At 65.4% G+C, this 25783-nt stretch carries 22 protein-coding genes; 15 read left to right on the forward strand and 7 right to left on the reverse strand.

Annotation, left to right across the window (positions count from 1 at the left end; all coding sequences use genetic code 11):
- Nucleotides 1-2: 2 nt before the first annotated feature.
- The 4 genes from ABIA71_RS02955 to rpmH form a co-directional block, all read right to left on the reverse strand.
- Nucleotides 3-2681: a polysaccharide deacetylase family protein gene (locus tag ABIA71_RS02955; RefSeq protein WP_354283007.1), complete on the reverse strand. Its 2679-nt coding sequence runs from the start codon at nt 2679-2681 to the stop codon at nt 3-5.
- 103 nt (nt 2682-2784) lie between these two features.
- Nucleotides 2785-4485, reverse strand: a complete 1701-nt coding sequence (yidC, locus tag ABIA71_RS02960) for a membrane protein insertase YidC (RefSeq protein WP_159498589.1) — start codon at nt 4483-4485, stop codon at nt 2785-2787.
- Nucleotides 4485-4976 carry a ribonuclease P protein component gene (gene rnpA, locus ABIA71_RS02965; RefSeq protein WP_081797298.1) on the reverse strand — a complete coding sequence of 164 codons (492 nt, stop codon included), beginning with the start codon at nt 4974-4976 and terminating at the stop codon, nt 4485-4487. Before rnpA ends, yidC begins: the two co-directional genes overlap by 1 nt.
- A 5-nt stretch (nt 4977-4981) precedes the next feature.
- Nucleotides 4982-5122: a 50S ribosomal protein L34 gene (gene rpmH, locus ABIA71_RS02970; RefSeq protein ID WP_006404565.1), complete on the reverse strand. Its 141-nt coding sequence runs from the start codon at nt 5120-5122 to the stop codon at nt 4982-4984.
- Nucleotides 5123-5375: 253 nt separating this feature from the next.
- On the opposite strand from rpmH, the gene dnaA reads away from it, so the two are divergent.
- From dnaA to ABIA71_RS03045, 15 genes are all read left to right on the forward strand, one after another.
- Nucleotides 5376-6710, forward strand: coding sequence for a chromosomal replication initiator protein DnaA (gene dnaA, locus ABIA71_RS02975; protein ID WP_128095914.1), 1335 nt, complete (start codon nt 5376-5378; stop codon nt 6708-6710).
- A 276-nt stretch (nt 6711-6986) separates the two neighbouring features.
- Nucleotides 6987-8087, forward strand: a complete 1101-nt coding sequence (gene dnaN / locus ABIA71_RS02980) for a DNA polymerase III subunit beta (protein WP_019184048.1) — start codon at nt 6987-6989, stop codon at nt 8085-8087.
- A gap of 877 nt (nt 8088-8964) precedes the next feature.
- Nucleotides 8965-10062: a DNA replication/repair protein RecF gene (gene recF, locus ABIA71_RS02985; RefSeq protein WP_354283010.1), complete on the forward strand. Its 1098-nt coding sequence runs from the start codon at nt 8965-8967 to the stop codon at nt 10060-10062.
- A 109-nt stretch (nt 10063-10171) separates the two neighbouring features.
- On the forward strand, nt 10172-12631 hold the full coding sequence (gene gyrB / locus ABIA71_RS02990; RefSeq protein WP_354283012.1) for a DNA topoisomerase (ATP-hydrolyzing) subunit B: 2460 nt from the start codon (nt 10172-10174) through the stop codon (nt 12629-12631).
- A gap of 73 nt (nt 12632-12704) precedes the next feature.
- The gene (locus ABIA71_RS02995; RefSeq protein WP_354283014.1) at nt 12705-13559 is read left to right on the forward strand and encodes a CPBP family intramembrane glutamic endopeptidase; all 855 of its coding nucleotides are present in this window, start codon (nt 12705-12707) and stop codon (nt 13557-13559) included.
- Between the two features lie 72 nt (nt 13560-13631).
- Nucleotides 13632-14438, forward strand: a complete 807-nt coding sequence (locus tag ABIA71_RS03000) for a M48 family metallopeptidase (RefSeq protein WP_159498599.1) — start codon at nt 13632-13634, stop codon at nt 14436-14438.
- A 132-nt stretch (nt 14439-14570) separates the two neighbouring features.
- Nucleotides 14571-15770, forward strand: coding sequence for a tetratricopeptide repeat protein (locus ABIA71_RS03005; protein ID WP_354283016.1), 1200 nt, complete (start codon nt 14571-14573; stop codon nt 15768-15770).
- A 146-nt stretch (nt 15771-15916) separates the two neighbouring features.
- The gene (locus tag ABIA71_RS03010; protein WP_038691530.1) at nt 15917-16585 is read left to right on the forward strand and encodes an energy transducer TonB; all 669 of its coding nucleotides are present in this window, start codon (nt 15917-15919) and stop codon (nt 16583-16585) included.
- Nucleotides 16586-16670: 85 nt separating this feature from the next.
- A complete protein-coding gene (exbB, locus tag ABIA71_RS03015; protein ID WP_038691528.1) occupies nt 16671-17432 on the forward strand; it encodes a TonB-system energizer ExbB in 762 nt (253 codons plus the stop codon).
- A 57-nt stretch (nt 17433-17489) separates the two neighbouring features.
- On the forward strand, nt 17490-17915 hold the full coding sequence (locus ABIA71_RS03020; protein ID WP_038691526.1) for an ExbD/TolR family protein: 426 nt from the start codon (nt 17490-17492) through the stop codon (nt 17913-17915).
- A 3-nt stretch (nt 17916-17918) separates the two neighbouring features.
- The gene (locus ABIA71_RS03025) at nt 17919-18332 is read left to right on the forward strand and encodes an ExbD/TolR family protein (RefSeq protein ID WP_038691524.1); all 414 of its coding nucleotides are present in this window, start codon (nt 17919-17921) and stop codon (nt 18330-18332) included.
- Between the two features lie 126 nt (nt 18333-18458).
- Complete coding sequence (gene cls, locus ABIA71_RS03030; protein ID WP_354283019.1) at nt 18459-19919, forward strand: cardiolipin synthase; 1461 nt, start codon at nt 18459-18461, stop codon at nt 19917-19919.
- 64 nt (nt 19920-19983) lie between these two features.
- Nucleotides 19984-20241: a hypothetical protein gene (locus tag ABIA71_RS03035; protein WP_354283021.1), complete on the forward strand. Its 258-nt coding sequence runs from the start codon at nt 19984-19986 to the stop codon at nt 20239-20241.
- 4 nt (nt 20242-20245) lie between these two features.
- The gene (locus ABIA71_RS03040) at nt 20246-20995 is read left to right on the forward strand and encodes a pyridoxine 5'-phosphate synthase (RefSeq protein WP_354283023.1); all 750 of its coding nucleotides are present in this window, start codon (nt 20246-20248) and stop codon (nt 20993-20995) included.
- A gap of 231 nt (nt 20996-21226) precedes the next feature.
- Nucleotides 21227-22318, forward strand: coding sequence for a PA0069 family radical SAM protein (locus tag ABIA71_RS03045; protein WP_354283025.1), 1092 nt, complete (start codon nt 21227-21229; stop codon nt 22316-22318).
- Nucleotides 22319-22449: 131 nt separating this feature from the next.
- Here the strand turns inward: ABIA71_RS03045 and ABIA71_RS03050 are convergent, their stop codons facing one another.
- The 3 genes from ABIA71_RS03050 to ABIA71_RS03060 all read right to left on the reverse strand — a co-directional run bounded on the left by ABIA71_RS03050 (nt 22450) and on the right by ABIA71_RS03060 (nt 25682).
- Entirely contained in the window at nt 22450-23160 is a 711-nt protein-coding gene (locus ABIA71_RS03050) for a 2OG-Fe(II) oxygenase (RefSeq protein ID WP_128095309.1), read from the reverse strand.
- A 125-nt stretch (nt 23161-23285) separates the two neighbouring features.
- Nucleotides 23286-24302: a class 1 fructose-bisphosphatase gene (locus ABIA71_RS03055; RefSeq protein ID WP_354283027.1), complete on the reverse strand. Its 1017-nt coding sequence runs from the start codon at nt 24300-24302 to the stop codon at nt 23286-23288.
- Between the two features lie 177 nt (nt 24303-24479).
- On the reverse strand, nt 24480-25682 hold the full coding sequence (locus ABIA71_RS03060; RefSeq protein WP_354283029.1) for an amino acid aminotransferase: 1203 nt from the start codon (nt 25680-25682) through the stop codon (nt 24480-24482).
- Between the last annotated feature and the right edge of the window lie 101 nt (nt 25683-25783).

Consider the following 25783-nt stretch of genomic DNA (forward strand, 5'->3'; position numbering starts at 1 on the left):
GCTTAAAGCTTCTCCAGCTGGGCACGGGCCTGGGCCGCGGCGCTGCCCTGCGGTTGCAGGGCCAGGTAGGTGCGGTAGGCCTGTCTGGCCCTGGCCGTGTCGCCAGCATGGAAGTACGCGTCGCCCAGGTTGAAGTGGGCCACCGCCCGCGAGGGATCGATCTTCAAGGTATTCTCCAGCCAGCGGGCCGCTTCGGCATAGCGCTGCTGCCGGTAGTAGACGAAGCCCAGGTTGTTGGCGGCCTGGGCGAAGTCCGGACGCAGCTTCAGGGCCTCGGTGAACTGAGCCACCGCCTCGTCGTAGCGCTTCTCGCGGTACAACTGCAGGCCACGGTCGTTGGCCTGCTGCGCGCGCTGGCGGTCGGAGGTGGGCGCAGCGGCCGGCACCACCAGCGTGCTCTTGCCGCCCTGAAGGTCGGCCACCGTCACCGGCGCTTCGTCCTTGCCCTTGGCGTCCTGCGCCGCATCGACCTTGTTGTTCAACGCAATGGCGTCGGCCGACAACTGGCGGGTATCGGCGGTGAGGTACTCCTGGCTGTCGGGCACCTGGAACACGAACTCGCCGCCCTGCGAGCCGGGCAGGCTGCCGAAGGCGGGCGTCTGCTGCGACACCGCCGACACGGCCGGGGCCACATACGCGGCCAGCTCGGTACCGGTGATCAGTCCATCGCCATTGAGGTCGCCCTTGCCGGCCAAGGCCTGCAGCAGCACCCAGGTGAACACCGAATGGCCGTTCGGGCCGGCATCGGCCACCTGCTGGTCGGCGCCACCGGCGGTGAGCATCTGGCGCGCGCTGCGGCGGGCGTTCTCGCGCAGGAAGGCCGACGACGAGGGCCCGCCGCGGGTCAGGCCGAGGCCGCTGTAACAGGCGTCCATCACGAACATCACATGCTTGGCCTGCATGCTCTCGGCGATGTTCTGGATGTCGGTCATCGCGATGGCATCGGTAGCAAACTCGTCCGGGTGGGAATCCACCGGGATGATGTAGCCAAGGTCGCGGCCCGAGGCCAGGCGGCGGGTGGCGCCATGGCCGGCGAAGAACACGAACACCCGGTCATCGCGCCCGGTGCGGTCGTCGGCCAGGCGGTCGTGGAAGGCGGCCAGGATGTTGTTGCGGGTGGCCTGCTGGTTCTTCAGCACGATCACCTGCGACGACGGGAAGCCGAACTGCCCGGTCAGGGTGTCGGCGATGGCCTGTGCATCGTGGCTGGCATACTCCAGCTTCGGCCACTTGGCGTAGTCGTCGATGCCGATCACGATCGCCCAGGACTTCTGGTAGCCGGTGGTGACCGTAGGCGCGCTGTCGGTCCCCTTGCGCGGGCGGGCCACGCTGAAGTCGCGGCCGTTCCAGCCGGCGAACTGGTAGCCATCGGCGATCAGCCGGTCCAGGATCTGCGGCAGCGCCTTGACCGCGCGGTCATGGATGTCGTGGAACAGGATGATGCCGCGCTGTTCCTTCTGCACCTGGTCGACCACGCGCTGCACGATCGACTCGGGCACCGGGTCGGCCCAGTCCATCGAATCGATGTTCCACATGATCGACTTCAGCCCCGCCTCGTTGAGCAGCTGCAGGCCTTCGGCGTTGCGCGCCCCATAGGGGAAGCGGAACAGCGGCGCGCGCTTGTCATCCACGTCCTTGAGCAGCGTGTCGGTGGACAGCACCTGTTCGCGCAGTGCGTCACCGGTGGTGCGCGACAGCTGCGCGTGGGTCAGGCTGTGGTTGCCCACCGCGTACCCCTGTTCCATCAGGTTGCGGCTGATGCCGGCCAGCGGGCCCAGCTTCACCTTGCCATCGGCCTGCACTTCACCGAGGTTGCGGCCCACTTCAAAGAACACGCCGGGCACGTCATAGCGCTGCAGGATGGCCACCACTTCGTCGGTATAGGCCTTGTGCGGGCCATCGTCGAAGGTGAGCACCACGGTCTTGGGCGGCAGGTCGCGGCCGAAGATCTCGCGGTCGCTGTCCTTCATCGACATCGGGTACGGCGCGATCACCCCGTAGTCGCGCAGGATGTCCTCGCGGCGGTACTGCGCGTGCAGATGGGCGATGTAGTCGTCCCACTTCTCGCGCTTGAGCGCGATCGCCCGGGTGCGGTCGAAGCGGCTGAAGATGCGGGTGATTTCCTGGTTGTAGTTGCGCTCGATCTCATCCAGCGCCTCCAGGTCTTCCCCGATCCGCTGGTGCAGCTTCACCGCCGGCAGCGACGAATCCTTGCCCACGCGCTCGTGCAGGTCGCGCAGCACTTCGCGGAAGGCCAGGCGGTCGGCATCGAACAGGTCCGGCGCCGATTCGATGTAATCCAGCACCGTGCCCAGGGAGGCGAAGCGTTGCGGGTTCGGGCTGCGCAGCAGCGTGTCGAACTGCGCGGCGATGGCGGCGCGCTGCGTCAGGCCATCGTGGAACAGCTGCTGGCCGATGCGGCTGGAGGTGGCGCGGTCGGCCGGCGACTGCTGCGCCTCTTCGGCCAGCAGCACGATGATGCGGCGGTGGCCGTCGAGCTGCTTCTGCACGGCCGCCAGCAGCGGCGCTGCCGCCGGATCCGCGGCGGCGGCGGCCGCCTGCGCGCTGGGCGCGGTCGCCGTCTGGCGATCGGTCGCGTCCTGTCGGCCACAGCCGGCCATCGCCAGGGTGAGCAGCAGCACGGGCACGGGCAGACGGAACAGCGACGACGCAGGGGGCATGGGTGGCTCGGGCAAACGGGGCAACGGTGGCGGCGATTGTATCGCCGCCAAAGAAAAACCCGCCGGATGGCGGGTTTTTCAGGCAACCGACCCAGGGTCGGTCTTACTTCTTCTTGATCGGCGCGGTGGTGGCCGGCACCGGATCGCTGCCGTGGCGCTTGGTCATCCACCACTGCTGCAGCAGGCCCAGGCCGCCGTTGACCACCCAGTACAGCACCAGACCGGACGGCATGAAGGCCATCATGACGCCGAACACCAGCGGCATCATCTGCATCATCTTGGCCTGCATCGGGTCCATGCCCGGCGCCGGGGTCAGCTTCTGCGTGGCCCACATCACCGCCACGTTGATCACCGGCAGGATGAAGTACGGGTCGCGTGCGGTCAGATCCTGGATCCAGCCCAGCCACGGCGCCTGGCGCAGTTCCACCGACTCCACCAGCACCCAGTACAGGGCGAAGAAGATCGGCATCTGGATCAGGATCGGCAGGCAGCCGCCCATCGGGTTGATCTTTTCCTTCTTGTACAGCTCCATCATCGCGGTCTGGAACTTCTGGCGGTCATCGCCATAGCGTTCCTTGAGCTGCGCGATGCGCGGCTGGAAGCGACGCATCTTGGCGCCGCTCTTGTACTGCACCGCCGACAGCGGATACAGCACCAGCTTCAGCAGCACCACCAGGCCGACGATGGCCCAGCCCCAGTTGTTGACCACTTTGTGGACCTGGTTCAACACCCAGAACAGGCCCTGGCCGATGATGGCCATCAGCGAGAAGCGGCTGTAGTCGACCACGCGGTCCAGGCCCTTCACGTCTTCCTTGGCAATCAGGTTGACCAGCTTCGGGCCCACCCACAGGCGCGCTTCGGTGCTGGCCTGCTGGCCGGCGGCCACGGTGAAGGCCGGGCCGGTAGCCTGGATCTGGTCGCGACCGTCATGCTGGGACAGCACGTAGTTGGCGGCCTGGTCCGGCTGCGGGATCCACGCGGTGAAGAAGTGGTGCTGCAGCATCGCCAGCCAGCCGCCGGTGATGGTGCGGTTGAGGTTGCCGTCGTCCAGGTAATCCTTGAACGCGCGACGCTCATAGCCGTCCTGCGGGCTGAACCAGGTCGCGCCGTTGAAGCTGAACGAGTCCGGGTTGGTCATGCTGCGCGACAGGATGGTCGGGGTGCGGTCCAGCGTGCGGTACACGTAGCCGTTCCACGGCGCGGTGCTGCCGTTGACCACTTCGTCCTTCACCTTGATCGCGTACTCGTTGCGGCCCAGGGTGTAGGTGCGGCGGATGGTCACGCCGTTGGGACCGTTCCACACGAACGGGATCTGCAGTTCCTTCTGGCCCTTGCCCAGCACGAACGCATGGTTGTCGCCGACGAGCTTGAAGCCATTGGCTTCCGGCACCGGCATGCTCTTGTCCTGACTGGTCCAGCCGCTCACCGCGCGATACGGGTGGGTGCTCTCTTCGGTCAGCAGGCGTACCGGCGGGCTGCCGTCAGCCTTGGTCTGCGGGAACTGCAGCAGCTCGGCGTCCAGCACCGTGCCACCGTCCAGCACCAGGCGCAGGACGTCGGTGGTGACGGTCACGCGGGCGGCGCCGGCCTGGGCCTGGGCGGCCGGCTGGTTGGCCGGTGCGCTGCCCGGGGCCTGCGGCACCGTCGCACCCGGGACCGACCCGGCGGCACCCGGCACGGTCGCCTGGGTCTGGGCAGCCACGGTCGGGGTGGCCGGCGCGGCCTTGTCGCGGCCCCACTCCATCCACAGCAACACGGCCACCATCAGCCAGGCAAAAATCAGGAAAACGCGGGTCTGGTTCATCAGCGGGCAGGCTCGACGGGGCCGGCAGGTGAGGCCGGCTCGGACTGGGAAAGGGGTGCAACGCCCAGGGGCGGCGGCATTGTGCCGTCCGCGCCCGGCATGGGCAATGCGCCAAGGCGGCGCAGCAGGCGTTCGAAGGCCTGACGGATGTCTGCATTGCTGGCGGTACGGGCGGCGCTACGGGCAACGACGACAAAATCGCCGGCACTCATCCACGGCCGTAGGTGGCGTGTGGCATCGCGCAGCACACGCTTCACTCGGTTGCGACCCACGGCTCGGGGATCGACTTTGCGCGACACGGCGAGACCCAACCTGGCTGGCGTATCGCTCTTCAGCCAGTGCAGGGTCATCAGCGGATCGGACACACGGCGGGCGCCGTTGAAGACCGTTGTATATTCGGCACGCGTACGAACCCGCGCAGAGCGAGGAAATCGCTTGCGCGGGTCGGAACTGCTCACAGTCAGGATTGCGTCTGCCGCAGGAAGCGGCATTGCAATCAAGCGCTCAGGACTTTACGGCCCTTGGCGCGGCGACGCGACAGGATCTTGCGGCCGTCAGCGGTCTTCATACGGGCACGGAAGCCATGGTCGCGCTTACGCTTGAGGTTGCTGGGTTGGAAAGTGCGCTTGGTGGCCATGCGGGCCTCTATATGAAGGGGACGGAAAGAACCGGAAATTCTATAGACCTGACCAAGGTGCCGTCAAGTGTCTGGCACTACGGGATTTCATCGGGCTGTGCAATAGCTGTGGATCATTTTGTGAATAACTTTGGGACAACCATTCCCGGCCCCCCTCGTCGGTGGTAGTCTGCGCCATCCATTCTTCCCTCCTTCCGGCCTGCGGTGCGGCGGTTTCCTACGCCTGTACGCTGGCCCCAGACGATTATTGCCGATGGATGCCTGGTCCCGTTGTCTCGAACGCCTTGAAGCGGAGTTCCCGCCCGAGGATGTTCACACCTGGTTGAAGCCACTGCAGGCCGATCTGCGCGTGGACAGCCTGGTGCTTTATGCGCCAAACGCCTTCATTGTCGACCAGGTGCGCGAGCTGTACCTGCCGCGCATCAAGGAACTGCTGGCGCACTTCGCCGGTTTCGGCGACGTTTTTCTTGAAATCGGCTCGCGTCCGCGGGCCGTGGAGGCGCAGATTGCGCCGAATCCGGGCTTCAGCACGCCTGCCGTGGCGGCCGAACCGCTGGTGCCGTTCGCCGGCAACCTGGATTCGCACTACACCTTCGCCAACTTCGTGGAGGGCCGCAGCAACCAGCTGGGCCTGGCCGCGGCGTTCCAGGCGGCGCAGAAACCGGGTGACCGGGCGCACAACCCGCTGCTGCTGTACGGCGGCACCGGCCTGGGCAAGACCCACCTGATGTTCGCGGCCGGCAATGCGATGCGCCAGGCCAATCCGGCTGCCAAGGTCCTGTACCTGCGCTCGGAACAGTTCTTCAGCGCGATGATCCGGGCGTTGCAGGAAAAAACCATGGATCAGTTCAAGCGCCAGTTCCAGCAGGTGGACGCGCTGCTGATCGATGACATCCAGTTCTTCGCCGGCAAGGACCGTACCCAGGAAGAGTTCTTCCATACGTTCAATGCCCTGTTCGACGGCAAGCAGCAGATCATCCTGACCTGCGACCGGTACCCGCGCGAAGTCGAGGGCCTGGAAGCACGGCTCAAGTCGCGCCTGGCCTGGGGCCTGTCGGTGGCCATCGAACCGCCGGACTTCGAGACCCGCGCCGCGATCGTGCTGGCCAAGGCACGTGAGCGTGGCACCGAGATTCCCGACGATGTGGCGTTTCTGATTGCCAAGAAGATGCGCTCCAATGTCCGCGACCTCGAGGGTGCGCTGAATACCCTGGCCGCACGCGCCAACTTCACCGGCCGTGCGATCACCACTGATTTTGCGCAGGAAACCCTGCGCGACCTGCTGCGCGCCCAGCAGCAGGCGATCAGCATTCCCAACATCCAGAAAACCGTGGCCGACTACTACGGGCTGCAGATCAAGGATCTGCTGTCCAAGCGTCGGACCCGGTCGCTGGCCCGTCCGCGCCAAGTAGCCATGGCGCTGACCAAGGAACTCACCGAGCACAGCCTGCCGGAAATCGGCGATGCCTTTGCCGGCCGGGACCACACCACGGTGCTGCATGCCTGCCGTCAGATCCGGACGTTGATGGAAGCCGACGGCAAGTTGCGGGAAGACTGGGACAAGCTGATCCGGAAGTTGAGCGAATGATGCATGCACGCCGCACAGGCGTCATCGCATAAAACGGTGCAGAATCCGGTAGCAAGCAGGGGACAGGGTGTGGATAAGAAATCGGGTAAATTTCCCGGAGGATTTATCCACAGGTTCGCCCTCCCCCCGAGGGTTAGTAGTGCAGAGGGTTTCAACGTCTGAAACCTCTTTGTTTACAAAGACTTAGCTGTGTTTTCCAGCGATTCTGTTCCTACCATCACCACCAAGCTTTTGATTTATTCCATATTTTTTTAAAGCATAGGGGCACGGAACCACATGCGTTTCACACTGCAGCGCGAAGCCTTTCTCAAGCCGTTGGCACAAGTCGTCAACGTGGTCGAACGCCGCCAGACCTTGCCGGTTCTGGCAAATTTCCTGGTCCAGGTGCAGAACGGGCAGCTGTCGCTGACCGGTACGGACCTGGAAGTGGAAATGGTGTCGCGGATCGCGGTGGAAGATGCCCAGGACGGCGAGACCACCATCCCCGCCCGCAAGCTGTTCGAGATCATCCGCGCCCTGCCCGATGGCAGCCGGATCACCGTCTCGCAGACCGGTGACAAGATCACCGTGCAGGCAGGCCGCAGCCGCTTCACCCTGGCAACCCTGCCGGCCAACGACTTCCCGTCGGTGGACGAAGTGGAAGCCACCGAGCGCGTGGCCATCGGCGAAGCCACCCTGAAGGAACTGATCGAGCGCACTGCGTTCGCGATGGCCCAGCAGGACGTGCGCTACTACCTCAACGGCCTGCTGTTCGATCTGCGCGGCGATGCCCTGCGGACCGTCGCCACCGACGGACACCGTCTGGCGCTGTGCGAAACCGAACTGGAAAAAGCCAGCGGCGCCAAGCGTCAGATCATCGTGCCGCGCAAGGGCGTGACCGAACTGCAGCGTCTGCTGGAAAGCGGCGATCGCGAGATCGAGCTGGAAGTCGGCCGCAGCCACGTGCGGGTCAAGCGCGACGATGTGACCTTTACCTCGAAGCTGATCGATGGCCGATTCCCGGATTACGAAGCGGTGATCCCGATCGGCGCCGACCGCGAAGTGAAGGTCGACCGCGAAGCATTGCGTGCCTCGCTGCAGCGCGCCGCGATTCTGTCCAACGAGAAGTACCGCGGCATCCGCGTGGAAGTCTCGCCGGGCAACCTGAAGATCAGCGCGCACAACCCGGAGCAGGAAGAAGCCCAGGAAGAGATCGAAGCCGACACCACGGTGAGCGATCTGGCCATTGGCTTCAACGTGAACTACCTGCTGGACGCGTTGTCCGCCCTGCGCGATGAGCACGTGGTCATCCAGCTGCGCGATTCGAACTCATCTGCCCTGGTCCGTGAGGCCAGCAGCGAGAAGTCGCGTCATGTGGTGATGCCGCTGCGTCTGTGACCTGACGCTTGGTTCCACGTGGAACCGACCTGTCGAAGAAGCCCGGCCACGCGCCGGGCTTTTTTTTGTTCCACGTGGAGCATTGCGGCAGCCGGGTAATGCGAAGCCGTTTGGATCCGTGTGCGGTGCTGGCAGCGCGTTGACCAAGGGCGGGCGTCTGCGGTGTTCGATGCGTGCGTCGATGTTGGTCGACCCCGCGCACTTTGCAGATGTTGCGGCTCTTCAACGCGTTGGTTTCAGGTTCCAGGGCGGCGGCTCGTTTGAGTCCCTGGATCACTGCTCTATGCTTTAAAAACTGTATATAAATCTAAAGCTAGGTGGTGGTGGTAGGGCCAGATTTGGTTGAAAAGTACCTTATCTGATTGAAATCAAAGGGAATATTGGGTCTGAAACCCCCTGTAAAAGGCCCCCTGAGGCTGGGGGTGATCCTGTGGATATCTTTCAGGCCCGTATCTGAGTGCGTTTTTATCCACAGCTCGTACATGGGTTGTGCATAAGTCATACAGGGTGCCTGTGGACAGCGAAATCCGTACGCCGCGTATTCGGCCAGATCTGAATACGCATGCCGGGTCCAGCGCAGCAGATTTGAAGGAATGGACCCGGCATCGGCATCCGCCGGCGCCAGCGACCGGGGAAATTGCGTCGATTTTCTTGAAATCTGCAGGCCTGCAGCCCTGCCCGGCTGTCAGATTTCAAGAAATTCACGGTGCTGCGCGGCACCCCGATGGCTTGGTTCGCGCTTGGACTTGGTGGACCAGGGCGGATCGCGCCGCAGGTGGCGCGTTCACCCGCTGGCCCACGTGAAACACACCCGATGCAGTAAGCTGATCGATTACCCCTACCCGACTGCCGCCCCTGCGCGGCCGTGATCGACTGCATGCACATCCGCCGCTTGTCCCTGCACCAGGTTCGCCGCTTTGACCGCGTGGAACTGGCCCCCGAGCCGGGCATCAACCTGATTACCGGTGACAACGGTGCCGGCAAGACCAGCGTGCTGGAGGCCCTGCATGTAATGGCGTATGGACGCAGTTTCCGCGGCCGCGTGCGCGACGGTCTGGTGCGCGAAGGTCAGGATGCGCTGGAAGTGTTCGTGGAATGGGACGAATGCCGCGAAGGCGCCCCAAGTTCCACGCGCCGCAAGGCCGGGCTGAGGCACAGTGGGCAGGAATGGAAGGGCCGGCTGGATGGTGAAGACGTCGCACAGCTGGGAAACCTGTGCGCAGCGTTGGCCGTTGTAACCTTCGAGCCGGGCAGCCACGCCCTGGTCAGCGGTGGCGGCGAACCGCGTCGTCGCTTCCTCGATTGGGGCTTGTTCCACGTGGAACCAGACTTCCTGGCACTGTGGCGGCGCTACTCGCGGGCCTTGAAGCAGCGCAACGCCCTGCTGAAGCAAGGGGGCAACGCCCATGCGTTGGACGCGTGGGACCACGAGCTGGCCGAAGCCGGCGAACCGCTGACCACGCGCCGCCAGCACTACCTGGAGCGGCTGCAGGATCGGGCCATTGCGTTGGCCCAGGTGCTGGCGCCCAATCTTGGGGTACAGTCGATGACGCTGAGTCCGGGCTGGCGCAAACAGGAGGTGTCCTTGTCGGATGCCCTGTTGCTGGCGCGGGATCGCGACCGCATGGCCGGCTACACCTCCGTCGGCCCGCACCGTGCGGACTGGAGCGTGGGCTTTGCCAGCATTCCGGGCCGCGACGCCCTGTCGCGCGGCCAGGCCAAGCTCACCGCCCTGACTTGCCTGCTGGCACAGGCCGAGGACTACGCCGAGCAGCGCGGCGAATGGCCGGTGATCGCGCTGGACGATCTGTCCTCCGAGCTGGATCGCAATCACCAGGCCCGGGTTCTGGACCGTCTGAGGTCCGGGCCTGCGCAGATCTTCATCACCGCCACCGAGACCCCGGCGGCGCTGAACGACGCAACCGACATCACCCGGTTCCACGTGGAACATGGGCAGGTCCAGCCTGTGCCATAGTGGTCGGGAGGGCGCATGCGCCCGGCTGGTATAATTGCTGTTGCAACCCCTTACCCACGGTGCCCCGCGTCAAGCGGCGGCCCGACCTGCGGAGCCTACGGCAAGCGCAATGACTGAAGAACAGAACACCCCGGCAAACAGCGGCAACTACGACGCCAACAGCATCACCGCCCTGGAAGGGCTGGAAGCTGTCCGCAAGCGTCCTGGTATGTACATCGGCGACGTCCATGACGGCACCGGTCTGCACCACATGGTGTTCGAGGTCGTCGACAACTCCATCGATGAAGCCTTGGCCGGCCACGCCGACCACGTGTCTGTGATGATTCACGCCGATGGCTCGGTCTCCGTCTCCGACAACGGCCGCGGTATCCCGACCGGCAAGCACGAGCAGATGAGCAAGAAGCTCGACCGCGACGTGTCTGCCGCCGAAGTGGTCATGACGGTGCTGCATGCCGGCGGCAAGTTCGACGACAACAGCTACAAGGTGTCCGGCGGCCTGCACGGCGTGGGCGTCAGCGTGGTCAACGCGCTGTCGCAGAAGCTGGTCCTGGACATCTACCAGGGCGGCTTCCACTACCAGCAGGAATACGCCGACGGTGCGGCATTGCACCCCCTGAAGCAGGTTGCGGCCAGCACCAAGCGCGGCACCACCCTGCGCTTCTGGCCGTCGCTGAAGGCGTTCCACGACAACGTGGAATTCCACTACGACATCCTGGCCCGTCGCCTGCGTGAGCTGTCCTTCCTCAATTCCGGCGTCAAGATCGTGCTGGCGGACGAGCGCGGCGATGGCCGCCGCGACGACTTCCATTACGAAGGCGGCATCCGCAGCTTCGTGGAGCATCTGGCGCAGTTGAAGACGCCGCTGCACCCGAACGTGATCTCGGTAACCGGCGAGTCCAACGGCATCACCGTGGACGTGGCGCTGCAGTGGACCGATTCCTACCAGGAAACGATGTACTGCTTCACCAACAACATTCCGCAGAAGGACGGCGGTACCCACCTCGCCGGCTTCCGTGGTGCGCTGACCCGCGTGCTCAACAACTACATCGAGCAGAACGGCATCGCCAAGCAGGCCAAGATCAACCTGACCGGCGATGACATGCGCGAAGGCATGATCGCCGTGCTGTCGGTCAAGGTGCCGGACCCGAGCTTCTCCAGCCAGACCAAGGAAAAGCTGGTCAGCTCGGACGTGCGCCCGGCCGTGGAAAGTGCCTTCGGCCAGCGCCTGGAAGAATTCCTGCAGGAAAACCCGAACGAAGCCAAGGCGATCGCCGGCAAGATCGTCGACGCTGCGCGTGCCCGCGAAGCGGCCCGCAAGGCGCGCGATCTGACCCGCCGCAAGGGCGCGCTGGATATCGCCGGCCTGCCCGGCAAGCTGGCCGACTGCCAGGAAAAAGATCCGGCGCTGTCCGAACTGTTCATCGTCGAGGGTGACTCGGCAGGTGGTTCGGCCAAGCAGGGGCGCAACCGCAAGAACCAGGCGGTGCTGCCGCTGCGCGGCAAGATCCTCAACGTGGAACGTGCCCGCTTCGATCGCATGCTGGCCTCGGACCAGGTCGGTACGCTGATCACAGCGCTGGGCACCGGTATCGGTCGGGACGAGTACAACCCGGACAAGCTGCGCTACCACCGCATCATCATCATGACCGACGCCGACGTCGACGGCGCGCACATCCGTACGCTGCTGTTGACCTTCTTCTACCGGCAGATGCCGGAGCTGATCGAGCGCGGCCACATCTACATCGGCCTGCCGCCGCTGTACAAGATCAAGCAGGGCAAGCAGGAGCTGTACCTGAAGGACGACCCGGCGCTGGATGCGTACCTGGCCAGCAGCGCGGTGGAAAACGCCTCGCTGATTCCGGCCGATGGCGAACCGGGCATTGAAGGCCTGGCCCTGGAAAAGCTGCTGCTCTCCTACGCCTCGGCGCAGGAAGCGATCAGCCGCAACGCCCACCGGTACGATCGCCAGGTCCTTGAGGCCCTGATCGACTTCACCCCGATGGACCTGGAACACCTGCGCAAGGCCGGTGCCGATGAGGGCCTGGCCGCGCTGGCGACGCGCCTCAACCGCAGCAGCCTGGGCTCGCCGCGTTTCAGCCTGGAACTGCAGGAACCCACCGAGGAGCGTCCAGCCGCGCTGCTGGTCACGCGCCGCCACATGGGCGAAGCGTTGATCCAGGTGCTGCCGTTGTCGGCCTTCGAAACCGGTGAACTGCGTGCGCTGCACCAGTCCTCGCTGCTGCTGCACGGCCTGGTCCGCCCCGGTGCGAAGATCAGCCGCGGCGCCAAGTCGGCCGAGATCGAGAGCTTCGCACAGGCGCGCGAATGGCTGCTCGAGGAAGGCAAGAAGGGCCGCCAGATCCAGCGCTTCAAGGGCCTGGGTGAAATGAACCCGGAACAGCTGTGGGACACCACGGTCAACCCGGACACCCGCCGCCTGCTGCAGGTGCGGATCGAAGACGCCGTTGCGGCCGACCAGATCTTCAGCACCTTGATGGGCGATGTGGTGGAGCCCCGCCGCGACTTCATCGAAGACAACGCGTTGAAGGTCGCCAACCTGGATATCTGACACAATCGGGGCACGGCCGGCCGCCTGCGCACTGCAGGCGGGCCGGCCAACGCCTTCTGCTGCCAGGAATCCGATGTCTGCTACCGCACCGGCGTCCACCGCCACGCCCCCGTTGCCCCCTGCCTCGCCGTCGGCCTCCGGCGGCAAGCGCGGTTCCCCCGTTGCCGGCTTCTTCATCGACCTGGGTATCGCCGTGGTCGCGCTGTTCGGGCTCAGCCTGATCAGTGGACTGGCCTGGGGCCTGTATCGCGGTGCCGTCGTCGGCGCACAGGCGGCACGCGATGGCAGCACGCTCGATCCTGGCGCGTTGTCCCAGCAACTGGGCCAACCCGGCGCCCTGGCGCAGATCCTGATGGCGTTGATCGCCACCGGCGGCGCTGCCCTTCTGCTGTATTTCCTGCGACGTCGGGCCGATGCCGCCGAACGGCATGCCTCGATGCAGGCCGCACGCCGTCCCGCGACCTGGGGCTGGACCCTGCTGGTGGCCACCGGCGTGGTGATCGGCAGCAACCTGATCGCCTATCTCGCCAAGCAGGCCGGCATTGAACCGGTTCCCACCAACCTGGCCTTGATGGAACAGGCGCTCAGCCGTTTCCCGTGGTTCCTGGCCGTGTTCGCCATCGTGCTCGCCCCCGCCTACGAAGAACTGCTGTTCCGCCGCGTGCTGTTCGGGCGCTTGTGGAAGGCCGGCCGGATCTGGCTGGGCGTGCTGTTGAGCAGCCTGGCCTTCGCGCTGGTGCATGAAATTCCCGGCACCAGCGCCAACGGCCCGCTGGAAATCGCGCAGCTGTGGCTGGTGTACGGCGGCATGGGCGCCGCCTTTGCGTGGCTGTACCAGCGCACCGGCACCCTGTGGGCGCCGATCGTGGCGCACGGCCTGAACAACGCCATCGCCCTGGCGGCGCTGGTGTTTCTGGGCCTTCACTGATCCACCGCTTCGCTTGACGAAAATTTACGGCGTGCAGTTCCACACTGGGCACATGAACACGGGGGAGCTTCGATGAAACCAGTGCTGTTCGGGGTCGCCTTGGCGCTGCTGGTCAGCGCATGCGCCACCACCACCTCACCCACCGGCCGCCGGCAGATGGTGGGCGGTGTGTCGCAGGCCGAACTGGATCAGTTGGGCGCGCAGGCATTCAACGAGACCAAGCAGAAGGAAAAGGTCAGTACCGACGGTCGGCAGAATGGCTACGTGCAGTGCGTGGTCAATGCGCTGGTCGCGCAGTTGCCGCCACAGTACCGGGGCGTACGGTGGGAAACCGCCGTCTTCGTCGACGCCGAACCCAATGCCTTTGCCCTGCCCGGCGGCAAGGTCGGCGTGAACACCGGCATCTTCACCGTGGCCAAGAACCAGGACCAGCTGGCGGCCGTGATCGGCCACGAGATCGGCCATGTCATCTCGCGGCACCACGAAGAGCGCCTGACGCGCCAGATGGGCGCACAGACCGGCCTGGCCGTGCTTGGCGCGCTGGCCGGCGCTGCCTACGGCGATGGCGCCGCCGGCACGGTCAACCAGCTGGGCGGCATGACCGCGCAGACGGCCTTCCTGCTGCCGGGGTCCCGTACCCAGGAAAGCGAGGCCGACGTGGTGGGCCAGCGGCTGATGGCCGAGGCCGGCTTTGATCCGGGCCAGGCGGTCAATCTGTGGCAGAACATGATGGCCGCCAGCGGCGGGCGATCCCCGCAATGGCTGTCTACCCATCCCGATCCGGCCAACCGCATCCGCGAACTGCAGCGTGACGCGCCGGCCCTGAGTGGGGTATACCAACAGGCCCAGGCCGCAGGTCGCAGGCCGAAGTGCGGCTGATGCGACCAAAAGATGCTGTATTGCAGCATCGGAAACGATTTCTCACGCCATGAGTTTCTGATACGTTTGGCGGCTCAGATTTTTCTGACAGTCCGTTTTGATGCCGCTGCGGCGGTTCGATCGAGGTGAAAGATGATTTTCAGCAACTCAAAGCACGCCGTCCTTTCCGTCCTCATCGCGACCGCCATCGGTGGCGTCATGGTCACCGATGCGTTTGCCCAGTCCCGTTCGGCTGAGCGCAACAACGAGCGCCGCGGTGGCAAGAACAAGGCCGCCAAGGCCGAGCCGCTGTATCCGCAGGCGACCCGCCAGGAGCCGGATGGCAAGTCCTCGGCCAAGCTTGGCAGCAAGCTGCAGAAGCTGATTGACACCTACAACGACCAGAAGTTCCCCGAGACCCGCACGCTGGCCGATGAAATCCTGGCCAACAGCGCCGCCAACGACTATGACAAGTCCCTGGCCGCGCAGCTGGCCTCGCAGGCGGCCTACCAGACCGAAGACAACGTCGCGGCCAAGAAGTACCTGCAGCAGGTGCTCCAGTTCAACGGCCTGGACAACAACGGCCACTACCAGTCGCTCCTGATGCTGGCCCAGCTCCAGCTGCAGGACGACGAGACCGTTGCCGGCCTGGCCACCCTGGACAAGTACTTCGCCGAAACCAAGTCGACCAAGCCCGAAGAACTGGTGATCAAGGGCCAGGCCCTGTACCAGACCCAGCGCTACGCCGAGGCCATCCCGGTGCTGCAGCAGGCCATCGCGGGCGCCGCCGAGCCCAAGGACAACTGGAACCAGCTGCTGATGGCGGCCATGGCCGAAGCCGGCCAGACCGGTGAAGCGGTCAAGCAGGCCGAAGCCATCGTCGCGCGCAACCCGAACGACAAGAAAGCCCAGCTGAACCTGGCCAGCATGTACATGCAGGCCGATCAGATGGACAAGGCCGCCGCGGTGATGGACAAGCTGCGTGCAGCCGGCCAGCTCACCGAAGAGCGCGAGTACAAGCAGCTGTACTCGATCTACGCCAATACCGAGAACAAGGAAAAGGACGTCATCGCGGTCATCAACGAGGGATTGCAGAAGGGCATCCTGAAGCCGGATTACCAGGTTTACCTGGCCCTGGCCCAGTCCTACTACTATTCCGACGAGGTGCCGAAGGCGATCGAAGCGTGGCAGAAGGCCGCTCCGCTCTCCAAGGACGGTGAAACCTACTTGAATCTGGCACGCGTTTTGCATGCCGAAGGTCGCATCCCCGAAGCCAAGCAGGCTGCCCAGCAGGCCTTGGCCAAGGGTGTGAAGAATCAGGCCGATGCCAAGAAAATCATCAACCTGAAGTAAGTAGGAATAACGCCTGAACGCCTGCCACAGTGATGCGCAGGCGCTCAGGATTGGTATAAGCTTGGAGGTTCCTGCGGTGTCATGCACCGCTGATCATGGGCTACCTGTCCCCGGGTATCCCGGCCCCACTAATGAGCTCTTGGCGCATGACGGAACAACTAGTCGTTCACAGGTACGAACAACGCGATGACACCGGCTTAAGCTGGCCGCGAATCGTGGGTATCGCTTTTGTAATCGCACTGCATCTCGCCGCCTTCATGATGCTTCTGATCCCGGCCGTGGCTCCCAAGGCCGCTGCGGAGAAAGAACGCAACATCATGGTGACCCTGGTCGACGCTCCGCCGCCGCCCCCACCGCCGCCGCCGCCGCCGCCGCCGACGGACACCCCGCCGCCGCCGGTGAAGAACCTGTCGCCGCCGAAGCCCTCGCCGGTGCCGCCACCGCCGCAGGCCCCCGTGGTCGACGTGCCGGAACCGCGCGCCAACGACATCGTCACCCCGCCGAGCCCGCCGTCGCCGCCCGCGCCGCCGAGCACGATCGAGGCCAGTGTCGATATCTCCTCGAAGAACATGAACCCCCCGCGTTACCCGCCGGCCGCATTCCGTGCAGGTATCCAGGGTGAAGTCATCCTGATCATTGATGTCGACGCCAATGGCAACGTCACCAATGTGTCGGTCGAACGGTCCAGCCGTAACCGTGACCTCGACCGCGCCGCAATGGACGCAGCTCGCAAGTGGAGCTTCCGTTCTGCGGAGTCGGGCGGGAAGAAGGTCGCAGGTCGCGTTCGCGTCCCGGTCAACTTTGCGCTGAACTGATGGTCGCCGGTGGCCCGCCGGCCACCGCTCCGTCGGTCGTTTACAGCTACACCATTCATCACCACACACAACAAAGGTAAGCGTCATGCTGCAGGAACTCTTCATCGCCGCTGCTGCCGGGGGCAACCCGTCGAATGCCCTCTCGCAGATGGGCTTCGAGCATCTGATCCACGAAATGACCACCAAGCCGGGTGATTTCGCCGTCTCCTGGGTCGTGCTGCTGACCCTGATCATCATGTCGGCCATGTCCTGGTACTGGACCGTCATCAACATCTTCCGTGCTACCCGCCTGAAGAGCGCTGCCGACAAGGTCGTGAGCCTGTTCTGGGATACCCCGAACGCCCAGGACGCCATCCGTGCGATGGAAGAGCAGCCGGCTTCCGAGCCGTTCTCCAAGATCGCTCTGGACGCTGCCCAGGCAGCTGCCCACCACCAGCGTGCCGAAGGCGGCGCAACCGGTGGCCTGGGTGAGAACCTGAGCCGTTCGGAGTTCGTCGATCGCGCCCTGCGTCAGGCCGTGACCCGCGAAAGCAACAACCTGCAGTCGGGCATGACCCTGCTGGCCACCGTCGGTGCAACCGCTCCGTTCGTCGGTCTGCTGGGTACCGTGTGGGGCATCTACGGCGCGCTGATCAAGATCGGTGCCACCGGTTCCGCCTCGATCGACGCCGTTGCAGGCCCGGTGGGTGAAGCACTGATCATGACCGCCATCGGTCTGTTCGTGGCTATCCCGGCCGTGTTCGCCTTCAACTTCTTCAGCAAGATCAACAGCGCCACGATCAGCAAGTTCGATACGTTCGCTCACGACCTGCACGACTTCTTCGCCACCGGTTCGCGCGTTCGCTAATTGCGACGCGCTTTACCTGGCGAGAACGTAGTCAACACGATCTAGACGGAGCCCGTTATGGCTTTCAGTAGTGGTAACAGCGGCGGCCCCATGGCCGACATCAACGTTACGCCCCTCGTGGACGTGATGCTGGTGCTGCTGATCATCTTCATCATCACGGCGCCCCTGATGTCCCACAAGGTCAAGGTGGATCTGCCGGAGGCCAACCTGGTGCAGAACCCGGAAGACGCTGAGAAGCGTTCGGGCCCGATCACCCTGGCAGTCAAGGAAGACGGCTCGATCTACTGGAACGACGAGGAAATCAACAAGCAGACGCTCGAGTCGCGCTTGTCGACCGCCGCCCAGCAGACCCCGCAGCCCCCGCTCAATCTGCGTGGTGACCGCACCACCAAGATGCGTGTCATCAACGAGATGACCAAGATTGCGCAGGAGCAGGGCATGCTCGACGTTGGCTTCGTTGCCACCAAAGAGAAGGGGCAGTAAGCCATGGCGTTCAGTACTGGTGGTAACAAGGGCCCCATGGCCGACATCAACGTCACGCCCCTCGTGGACGTGATGCTGGTGCTGCTGATCATCTTCATCGTCACCGCGCCGATCATGACGTACCCGATCGCCGTGGACCTGCCGCAGCGCGTGCTCAACCCACCGCCGCAGCTGGTCGAGCCGCCGCCGCCGATCGAACTCAAGATCGACGCCAGCAACCAGGTCTCGTGGAACAACAGCCCGGTAGCGACCGGCGAGCTGCAGCAGCGGATGGAACAGGAGGTCCAGAAGGACCCGACGAACCAGCCGGAACTGCGCATCGACGCCAGCCCGGACTCTGAGTACGACGTGATGGCCAAGGTATTGGCCGCCGCGAAGAACGCTCAGATGAAGAAGATCGGCTTCGTACAGCAGTAAATCGCACGACGCAGTCATGACGCGACTGGAAAACGCCCCTGGAGACAGGGGCGTTTTTTTTATGGGCGGCCGCTGACCGCCGCGCCGGGTACGCGCGCAACGCACGCGGCCCGCTATCATCCGCCCATGCTCGCCACCTACCCTGCCCTTGCGGCCTGGCTCGACGCCATCCCGCACCTCCGTCCCCTGCTGGTGGCGGCCTACATCCTCTACCTGCTGTGGCTGACCGGCTGGATCATGCTGCAGAAACGCGAGCCGGTGGCCACGCTGAGCTGGATCCTGTCGCTGGCCGCCCTGCCCTACCTGGGGTTGTTCATCTACTACCTGCTGGGCCCGCAGAAGGTGAAGCGGCAGCGCCTGCGCCGCGGTCGCGCGCGCTCGGGCATGGAGCACTACAGCAGCGTGTGCCCGCCCGACGCGGACTGCACCGAGCTGGCCAAGATCGCCCAGGCCACGACCGGCCTGGCGCCCACCTCGGCCACCGAGGTGGAGTGGCTGGTGGACGGCGGCGCCACCTACACCGCGCTGTTGGCCGCCATCGCGCAGGCACGCGACCACGTGCACGTGGAGTACTACATCTTCAACCCCGACCATGCCGGCACCGCGTTGCGCGACGCCCTGGTCGAGCGCGCCCGCGAGGGCGTGCGGGTGCGGCTGCTGTTGGATGCGGTGGGGTCCTCGGCACTCCGCAGGCGCTTCCTGCAGCCGCTGCTGGATGCCGGTGGCGAAGTAGCGTGGTTCCATCCGCGTCAGCTGCTCAAGCCGTTCAAGCGCCCGTGGTTGAACATGCGCACCCACCGCAAGCTGGTGGTGATCGATGGGCGCACAGCTTTCACCGGCGGGATCAACATCACCGACGAAGAAGACGAACGCCGTCGTCCCGATGCCTACCGCGACCTGCACATGCGGCTGACCGGCCACGTCGTGCGCAGCCTGCAGCTGGTCTTCATCGAAGACTGGATCTACGCCACCGCGCAGCCGCCCGAGCGCTTCGCCATCGCCCAGCTGTGGCCCAACGACATGCCCAGCCGCGCCGACGGCCGCATCGATGCGCAGGTGCTGGTGTCCGGCCCCGACTCGGCCTGGGAAACCATCCACCGTCTGCAGGTCGCCGCCATCCACGAGGCGCGCGAACGGGTCTGGCTGGTGACGCCCTACTTCGTGCCCGGCGAGGCCGCGCGCATGGCGCTGACCTCGGCCGCACTGGGTGGCCTGGACGTGCGCCTGCTGGTGCCGAAGATGAGCGATTCCTGGTTCGTCACCCAGGCCGCGCGCTCCTACTTCGACGAACTGCTGCAGGCCGGGGTGAAGATCTACGAATACGGCCCGCGCATGCTGCACACCAAGGCCTTCATTGCCGACCACAACGTCTGCATCGTGGGCAGCGCCAACTTCGACCACCGCAGCTTCCGGCTCAACTTCGAGCTGTCGATGATGCTGGTGGACGAAGACCGGGTGGCGGCGCTGGAGCGCATCCTGGCGGCCGAGTTCGACGCCTCGGTGCGGGTGCACAACGACCGCAGCCGCTCCCTCTGGCGGCACCGGGTACCGGAAGCATTCGCGCGGCTGGCCTCGCCGCTGTTGTGACCGCGCACGTGGAACCGCATGGGCCGGCGGCGCTACACTGGCGCGGTCAACGGGGAGAATGACGATGCATTGGCTGTTCCTGCTGCTTGCGCTGGGCTGCTTCGCCCTGGCACTGAAGGTGCCCCAGATGTCGCTGATGCTGCTCGCCCTGTTCGGTGCGCTGGTGTTCCTGCTGGCGTGGGTGCGCGGGCTGTACGTGGCGCGCTTCGGCAACCTCCAGCGCGACATCTCCAGCGTGATCGATCCCACCGAACTGCGCCGGCTGCGCGAACAGGCCCAGGCCCGTCGCCAGCTCGTCGAAGAAGACTCCGACCCCCTGTAGTGCCATGACCCAGCTCAGCGTCAACGTCAACAAGATCGCCGTCCTGCGCAACTCGCGCGGCGGCACCGACCCGGACGTGCTGCAGGCCGCCCGTGCCTGCCTGGACGCCGGCGCGCATGGCATCACCGTGCACCCGCGCCCGGACCGCCGCCACATCCATGCCGAGGACGTGCTGGCGCTGTCGGCGCTGACCACGGCACGTGGCGTGGAATTCAACATCGAGGGCAACCCGTTCGCGCCGCCACGCGAGGGCTACCCGGGGCTGCTGCCGCTGTGCGCGCAGACCCGTCCGGCGCAGGCCACCCTGGTGCCCGATGGCGACGGGCAGCTCACCTCCGACCACGGCTTCGACTTCGACCGCGATGCAGAGCGGCTGCGCCCGCTGATCGCCGAACTGAAATCCCATGGCTGCCGGGTCAGCCTGTTCGTGGATGCCGGTAATCCGGACATGGCCCAGGCCGCCGTGATCGGTGCCGACCGCATCGAGCTCTACACCGGCCCCTACGCCGAAGCACACGCGGCCGGCGATGCCGGGGCCATGCTGGCCCTGTTCGCCGACGCTGCCCGCCGTGCGCAGGCCGCAGGCCTGGGCGTGAATGCCGGGCACGACCTCTCGCAGGACAACCTGCGCGCCTTCCTGGCGGCGGTGCCGGACGTTCTGGAAGTGTCCATCGGACACGCGCTGATCAGCGAGGCCCTGTACGCCGGGCTGGACGCCACGGTGAAGGGCTACCTGGCGCAATTGGCCCCCTGACGGCCCTGTAATGGCCGATGCCGGGCCAGCAGCGATGTCCGATTCTGGCCTGTGGACAAGTATGGGGACCAATTCCCCCGATTTCGGCCAGAACCCAATGGCTGCAAGGCTTTGCCGGTTGACATAGGGCTGTGGTTAGCAATACTACTAATCCCGATCCGTGGGTTACCGCACATGCTTCCCCACCCTGCCGTCGCAGCCACTGAGACACCACGGCGATAACCTCGATCGATGGGTATCGCGATCAAAGGCCGAGGTTCCACCACCCACCTGGCGGGCCGCTTCGAGGTCACCGTCAGCGAAGCCGTGCACGATGGCTGGGACGCCGGGGAGAGCGAGGAGTTTCTCGCGCCGCGCCTGCGCACCGAAGTGCGGGCCCAGACCGCGCGCAGCATCATCAGCCGCAACAAGTCGCCGGACGTGGGCTTCAGCCAATCGGTGAACCCGTACCGCGGCTGCGAGCACGGCTGCTCGTACTGCTTCGCGCGGCCGTCGCATGCCTACCTCAACCTGTCGCCCGGGTTGGACTTCGAAACCAAACTGTTCGCCAAGACCAACGCACCGCAGCTGCTGCGCAAGGAGTTCTCGCGCCCCGGTTATGTGCCGCAGCCGATTGCGCTGGGCATCAACACCGACGCCTACCAGCCGATCGAGCGCAAGCTGAAACTCACCCGCCAGCTGATCGAAGTCATGCTGGAAACGCGGCACCCGTTTTCGCTGATCACCAAGAACGCCCTGGTCGAACGCGATATCGATCTGCTGGCGCCGCTCGCCGAACAGAACCTGGTGAGCGTGCACTTCTCGGTGACCTCGCTCGACCCGCACCTGTCGGCCAAGCTGGAACCGCGCGCGTCGGCACCGCACGCCCGCCTGCGCGCGATGCGCCGCCTGCACGACGCGGGTATCCCGGTCGGGGTAATGGTGGCCCCGGTGATCCCGTGGATCAACGACGCCGAACTGGAAGCGGTGCTGGAAGCCGCGCGCGATGCCGGCGCATCCACCGCGGGCTATGTACTGCTGCGCCTGCCGCTCGAAGTGGCTCCGTTGTTCCGCGACTGGCTCGATACCCACCACCCCGACCGCGCCGCGCACGTGATGAGCACCATCAACCAGCTGCGCGGTGGCAAGGACTACAACAGCGAGTTCGGCAGCCGCATGCGCGGCGAAGGTGTGTATGCCGATCTATTGTCGAGCCGCTTCAAGCTTGCACGCAGGCGATTGGGGTTCGACGCGCAGAACAGCCACTGGCCGAAGTTGGACTGCGACAAGTTCGTCCGACCGTTGCCGCCGCGGGTGGAGTCGCCGCAGGGGTCGTTGTTCTAGAGCGTCGCGGGACGACGGGATGCATGGGAACCTGCACTGCGGACGCGTTGCCGTGATGGCGACGGGTCTGCGGTAGGTGTGTCGGGAGCCGGCCAGCGGCCGGCACTACCGGGGCTTGCGTGGTGTCGCCGTCAGTTGCCTGCGAACAGCTTCTGCGCACTCTGGAACAGCACCCAGCTGGTGGCGATGAACTTGTCCCCACCCTGCGGGCGGTTGCCGCGGTGGGTGTGGGTGAACGCCGTCGGGGCGATCAGCAGGCTGCCGGTGCGCGGGGCGATCTTGCGCTGCTGGAACAGGAACTCGGTTTCGCCCTGCTCGAAATCGTCGTTGAGGTAGAGCGTCCACAGCAGGTGGCGGTGCAGCGTTTCGCCGGCGGGATCGCGCGGGTACAGCTCGCAATGCCAATAGGGATAGCCACCCTCGCCCGCTGCATACCATTGCAGATTGATGGCACCGGGTCGCAGGCACGTACGGGCCAGATCCGACAACGTTGCATCGTCCATGCCAGGGAAATCGTCGGCTGCCAGGCGGCGCGGTTTGCCTTCGCTGTCTTGGATCTGCAACATCAGCGGCGAGATCAGTGCCTGTGGATAACGCCGTAGATAACTCAAAACACCGCGAAACACCGCCTGCTGCAACAGCATGTCCACATCGCGCCACGCCGCGTCGCCGCTGATGCGCAGATCCTTGCTGTGCTTGAGTTCCGGGAACACGCCGCTGCCCACTTCGCCGGGCCGCAACTGCGCACTGGTTCGCATCCTGGCCTGGATGGCGGCACACACATCGGCGGGGATGGCGTTGTGGATTACTTCGATGAAGTCGTGCTGCGTATCGGCCGTCATGGGGTCATCCGTGGGCATCTGGCCCCGATGGTGACCGCTGCGCTGGCCGATGTCACGCCGTTGCCACGTAAGGTTTTTCCATGGCACGCACAGGGCCGGCGGCGGGCCGGCCCCGTGCGTTGCGATCAGCCCTGCGCGCTGTCGTGCTCGCGGTGATAGCGGGTGGCTTCGGCCACTTCATTGCGCGAGCCAAGGAACACCGGCACGCGCTGGTGCAGCTGGTCGGGCTGGATGTCCAGGATGCGCTCGCGGCCGGTGGTGGCCGCGCCACCAGCCTGTTCCACCAGCAGGCCCATCGGGTTGGCTTCGTACATCAGGCGCAGCTTGCCGGCCTTGGACGGGTCCTTCTTGTCCCACGGGTAGATGAAGATGCCGCCGCGGGTAAGGATGCGGTGCACGTCGGCCACCATGCTGGCGATCCAGCGCATGTTGAAGTTCTTGCCGCGCGTGCCTTCCTTGCCGGCCAGCAGGTCCTGCACGTAGCCCTGCATGGGGGCTTCCCAATGGCGCTGGTTGGACATGTTGATGGCAAATTCCTGGGTGTCGGCGGGAATCTGCATGTCCGGCGTGGTCAGCACGAACTCGCCCTTCTCGCGGTCCAGGGTGAAGGCATGGGTGCCGTGGCCCACGGTGAGCACCATCTGCGTGCTGGGGCCGTAGATGCAATAACCGGCGGCAACCTGCGCGGTGCCCGGCTGCAGGAAGCTGGCGTCGTTGGGCTGTTCGGTGCCGGGCGGGCAGCGCAGCACCGAGAAGATGGTGCCGACCGAGACGTTGACGTCGATGTTGGAGCTGCCATCGAGGGGATCGAACAGCAGCAGGAAGTCACCGCGCGGGTAGGTGTCCGGCACGGGCTGGCAGTGGTCCATTTCCTCCGAGGCGCAGGCGGCAAGGTGACCGCCCCAGGCGTTGGCCTCGAGCAGGATCTCGTTGCTGATGACGTCCAGCTTCTTCTGCGCTTCGCCCTGCACGTTGCCGGTGCCGGCCTCGCCCAGCACGCCACCGAGCGCGCCCTTGCTGACCGCGATGGAGATGCTGGTGCAGGCGCGGGCGACGACGGCGATCAGCTGGCGCAGGTCGGCGTTGATGCGGCCGGCATGCTGCTCTTCGATCAGGTACCGGGTAAGCGACGTACGGGACATGGAATGGCTGCCAAAGACATTTGGGGGCCGTATTGTCGCCCGTTGCCGCGGGCATTACGAGGCAGGCGCAGGACAGCGCGTCAGGTCAGGAAGTCAGGGCCGCACAGGCCGCAGGGACCCGGACACAGGAACGGCCGCACTGGGCGGCCGTTCCTGGGGTGCTGCAGCGCGCGCCGATCAGCCCTTGGCGACGGTCGCCACGGCCTTGGCCACGTACGCCAGGTTGCCCTGGTTCAGCGCGGCCACGCAGATGCGGCCGGTGCCGACGGCGTAGATGCCGAACTCGTCGCGCAGGCGGTCCACCTGCGGGCGGGTCAGGCCCGAGTACGAGAACATGCCGGCCTGGTCGTTGATGAAGGCGAACTGCGGCGCGCCGGCGGCGACCAGGTTCTCCACCAGGCCGTGGCGCAGGGCGTGGATGCGCTCGCGCATCTCGGTCAGGTCCGCTTCCCACACCTGGCGCAGCTCAACGCTGTTGAGCACGCCGGCCACCAGCGCAGCGCCGTGGTTGGACGGGCTGGAATAGATGGTGCGGATGATGCGCTTGACCTGCGACTGCACGGCCTTGGCCGAGGCCGCGTCCGGGGCCACCACCGACAGCGCGCCAATGCGTTCGCCATACAGCGAGAACGACTTGGAGTACGAGTTGGCGACCACGAAGCTGTCGATGCCGGCCTCGGCGATGATGCGCACCGCGGCGCCGTCTTCGCTGATGCCCTTGTCAAAGCCCTGGTAGGCCATGTCGATGAACGGGAACAGCTGGCGGTCCTTCAACAGCTCGGCCACCTGCTTCCACTGCGCGACGGTGAGGTCGGCGCCGGTCGGGTTGTGGCAGCAGGCGTGCAGCAGCACCACGGTACCCGGCTGCAGCTTGCCCAGATCGGCCAGCATGGCGTCGAAATCCACGCCGTGGGTGGTCGGGTCGAAGTAGCTGTATTCCACGACCTCGAAACCGGCGGCGCCGAACACCGCGCGGTGGTTTTCCCAGCTGGGATTGCTGATGGCGATGGTGGCGTGCGGCAGCAGGCGGTGCAGCAGGTCGGCACCCACGCGCAGCGCACCGCTGCCACCGATGGTCTGCGAGGTGGCCACGCGGCCGGCGGCCAGCAGCGGCGAGTCCTTGCCGAACACCAGTTCGCGGGTGGCCTGGTTGTAGGCCGGCAGGCCGTCGATCGGCAGGTAGCCGCGCGGTTTGGCTTCATCGGCAAGCTGCTGTTCGATCTGTTTGACGGCGCGGAGCAGCGGAATGCGGCCGCTTTCGTCGTAGTAGATGCCCACGCCCAGGTTGACCTTGGTCGAGCGGCTGTCGGCGTTGTAAGCCTCGGTCAGGCCCAGGATCGGGTCGCCTGGGACCAGTTCCACATTTGCAAAGAAGGACACGGCGGTACTCATTCGGATGACGGAAGGGGGGAGGTTGGCGCGACGCAGGTTGCGGCAGAATCAGCCAAAACCAAGCCATCCTAACAAAGCCGCGCCGTGGG

Origin of the sequence: Stenotrophomonas sp. 2619 (genome assembly GCF_040548725.1) — a bacterium.
Taxonomy (GTDB): domain Bacteria; phylum Pseudomonadota; class Gammaproteobacteria; order Xanthomonadales; family Xanthomonadaceae; genus Stenotrophomonas; species Stenotrophomonas maltophilia_AP.

Bases quoted from the DNA above. Each gene is read 5' to 3' on its own strand.
- ABIA71_RS02955 (WP_354283007.1), bottom strand. From the start codon at position 2,681: ATGCCCCCTGCGTCGTCGCTGTTCCGTCTGCCCGTGCCCGTGCTGCTG.
- yidC (WP_159498589.1), bottom strand. From the start codon at position 4,485: ATGAACCAGACCCGCGTTTTCCTGATTTTTGCCTGGCTGATGGTGGCC.
- rnpA (WP_081797298.1), bottom strand. From the start codon at position 4,976: ATGCCGCTTCCTGCGGCAGACGCAATCCTGACTGTGAGCAGTTCCGAC.
- rpmH (WP_006404565.1), bottom strand. From the start codon at position 5,122: ATGGCCACCAAGCGCACTTTCCAACCCAGCAACCTCAAGCGTAAGCGC.
- dnaA (WP_128095914.1), top strand. From the start codon at position 5,376: ATGGATGCCTGGTCCCGTTGTCTCGAACGCCTTGAAGCGGAGTTCCCG.
- dnaN (WP_019184048.1), top strand. From the start codon at position 6,987: ATGCGTTTCACACTGCAGCGCGAAGCCTTTCTCAAGCCGTTGGCACAA.
- recF (WP_354283010.1), top strand. From the start codon at position 8,965: ATGCACATCCGCCGCTTGTCCCTGCACCAGGTTCGCCGCTTTGACCGC.
- gyrB (WP_354283012.1), top strand. From the start codon at position 10,172: ATGACTGAAGAACAGAACACCCCGGCAAACAGCGGCAACTACGACGCC.
- ABIA71_RS02995 (WP_354283014.1), top strand. From the start codon at position 12,705: ATGTCTGCTACCGCACCGGCGTCCACCGCCACGCCCCCGTTGCCCCCT.
- ABIA71_RS03000 (WP_159498599.1), top strand. From the start codon at position 13,632: ATGAAACCAGTGCTGTTCGGGGTCGCCTTGGCGCTGCTGGTCAGCGCA.
- ABIA71_RS03005 (WP_354283016.1), top strand. From the start codon at position 14,571: ATGATTTTCAGCAACTCAAAGCACGCCGTCCTTTCCGTCCTCATCGCG.
- ABIA71_RS03010 (WP_038691530.1), top strand. From the start codon at position 15,917: ATGACGGAACAACTAGTCGTTCACAGGTACGAACAACGCGATGACACC.
- exbB (WP_038691528.1), top strand. From the start codon at position 16,671: ATGCTGCAGGAACTCTTCATCGCCGCTGCTGCCGGGGGCAACCCGTCG.
- ABIA71_RS03020 (WP_038691526.1), top strand. From the start codon at position 17,490: ATGGCTTTCAGTAGTGGTAACAGCGGCGGCCCCATGGCCGACATCAAC.
- ABIA71_RS03025 (WP_038691524.1), top strand. From the start codon at position 17,919: ATGGCGTTCAGTACTGGTGGTAACAAGGGCCCCATGGCCGACATCAAC.
- cls (WP_354283019.1), top strand. From the start codon at position 18,459: ATGCTCGCCACCTACCCTGCCCTTGCGGCCTGGCTCGACGCCATCCCG.
- ABIA71_RS03035 (WP_354283021.1), top strand. From the start codon at position 19,984: ATGCATTGGCTGTTCCTGCTGCTTGCGCTGGGCTGCTTCGCCCTGGCA.
- ABIA71_RS03040 (WP_354283023.1), top strand. From the start codon at position 20,246: ATGACCCAGCTCAGCGTCAACGTCAACAAGATCGCCGTCCTGCGCAAC.
- ABIA71_RS03045 (WP_354283025.1), top strand. From the start codon at position 21,227: ATGGGTATCGCGATCAAAGGCCGAGGTTCCACCACCCACCTGGCGGGC.
- ABIA71_RS03050 (WP_128095309.1), bottom strand. From the start codon at position 23,160: ATGACGGCCGATACGCAGCACGACTTCATCGAAGTAATCCACAACGCC.
- ABIA71_RS03055 (WP_354283027.1), bottom strand. From the start codon at position 24,302: ATGTCCCGTACGTCGCTTACCCGGTACCTGATCGAAGAGCAGCATGCC.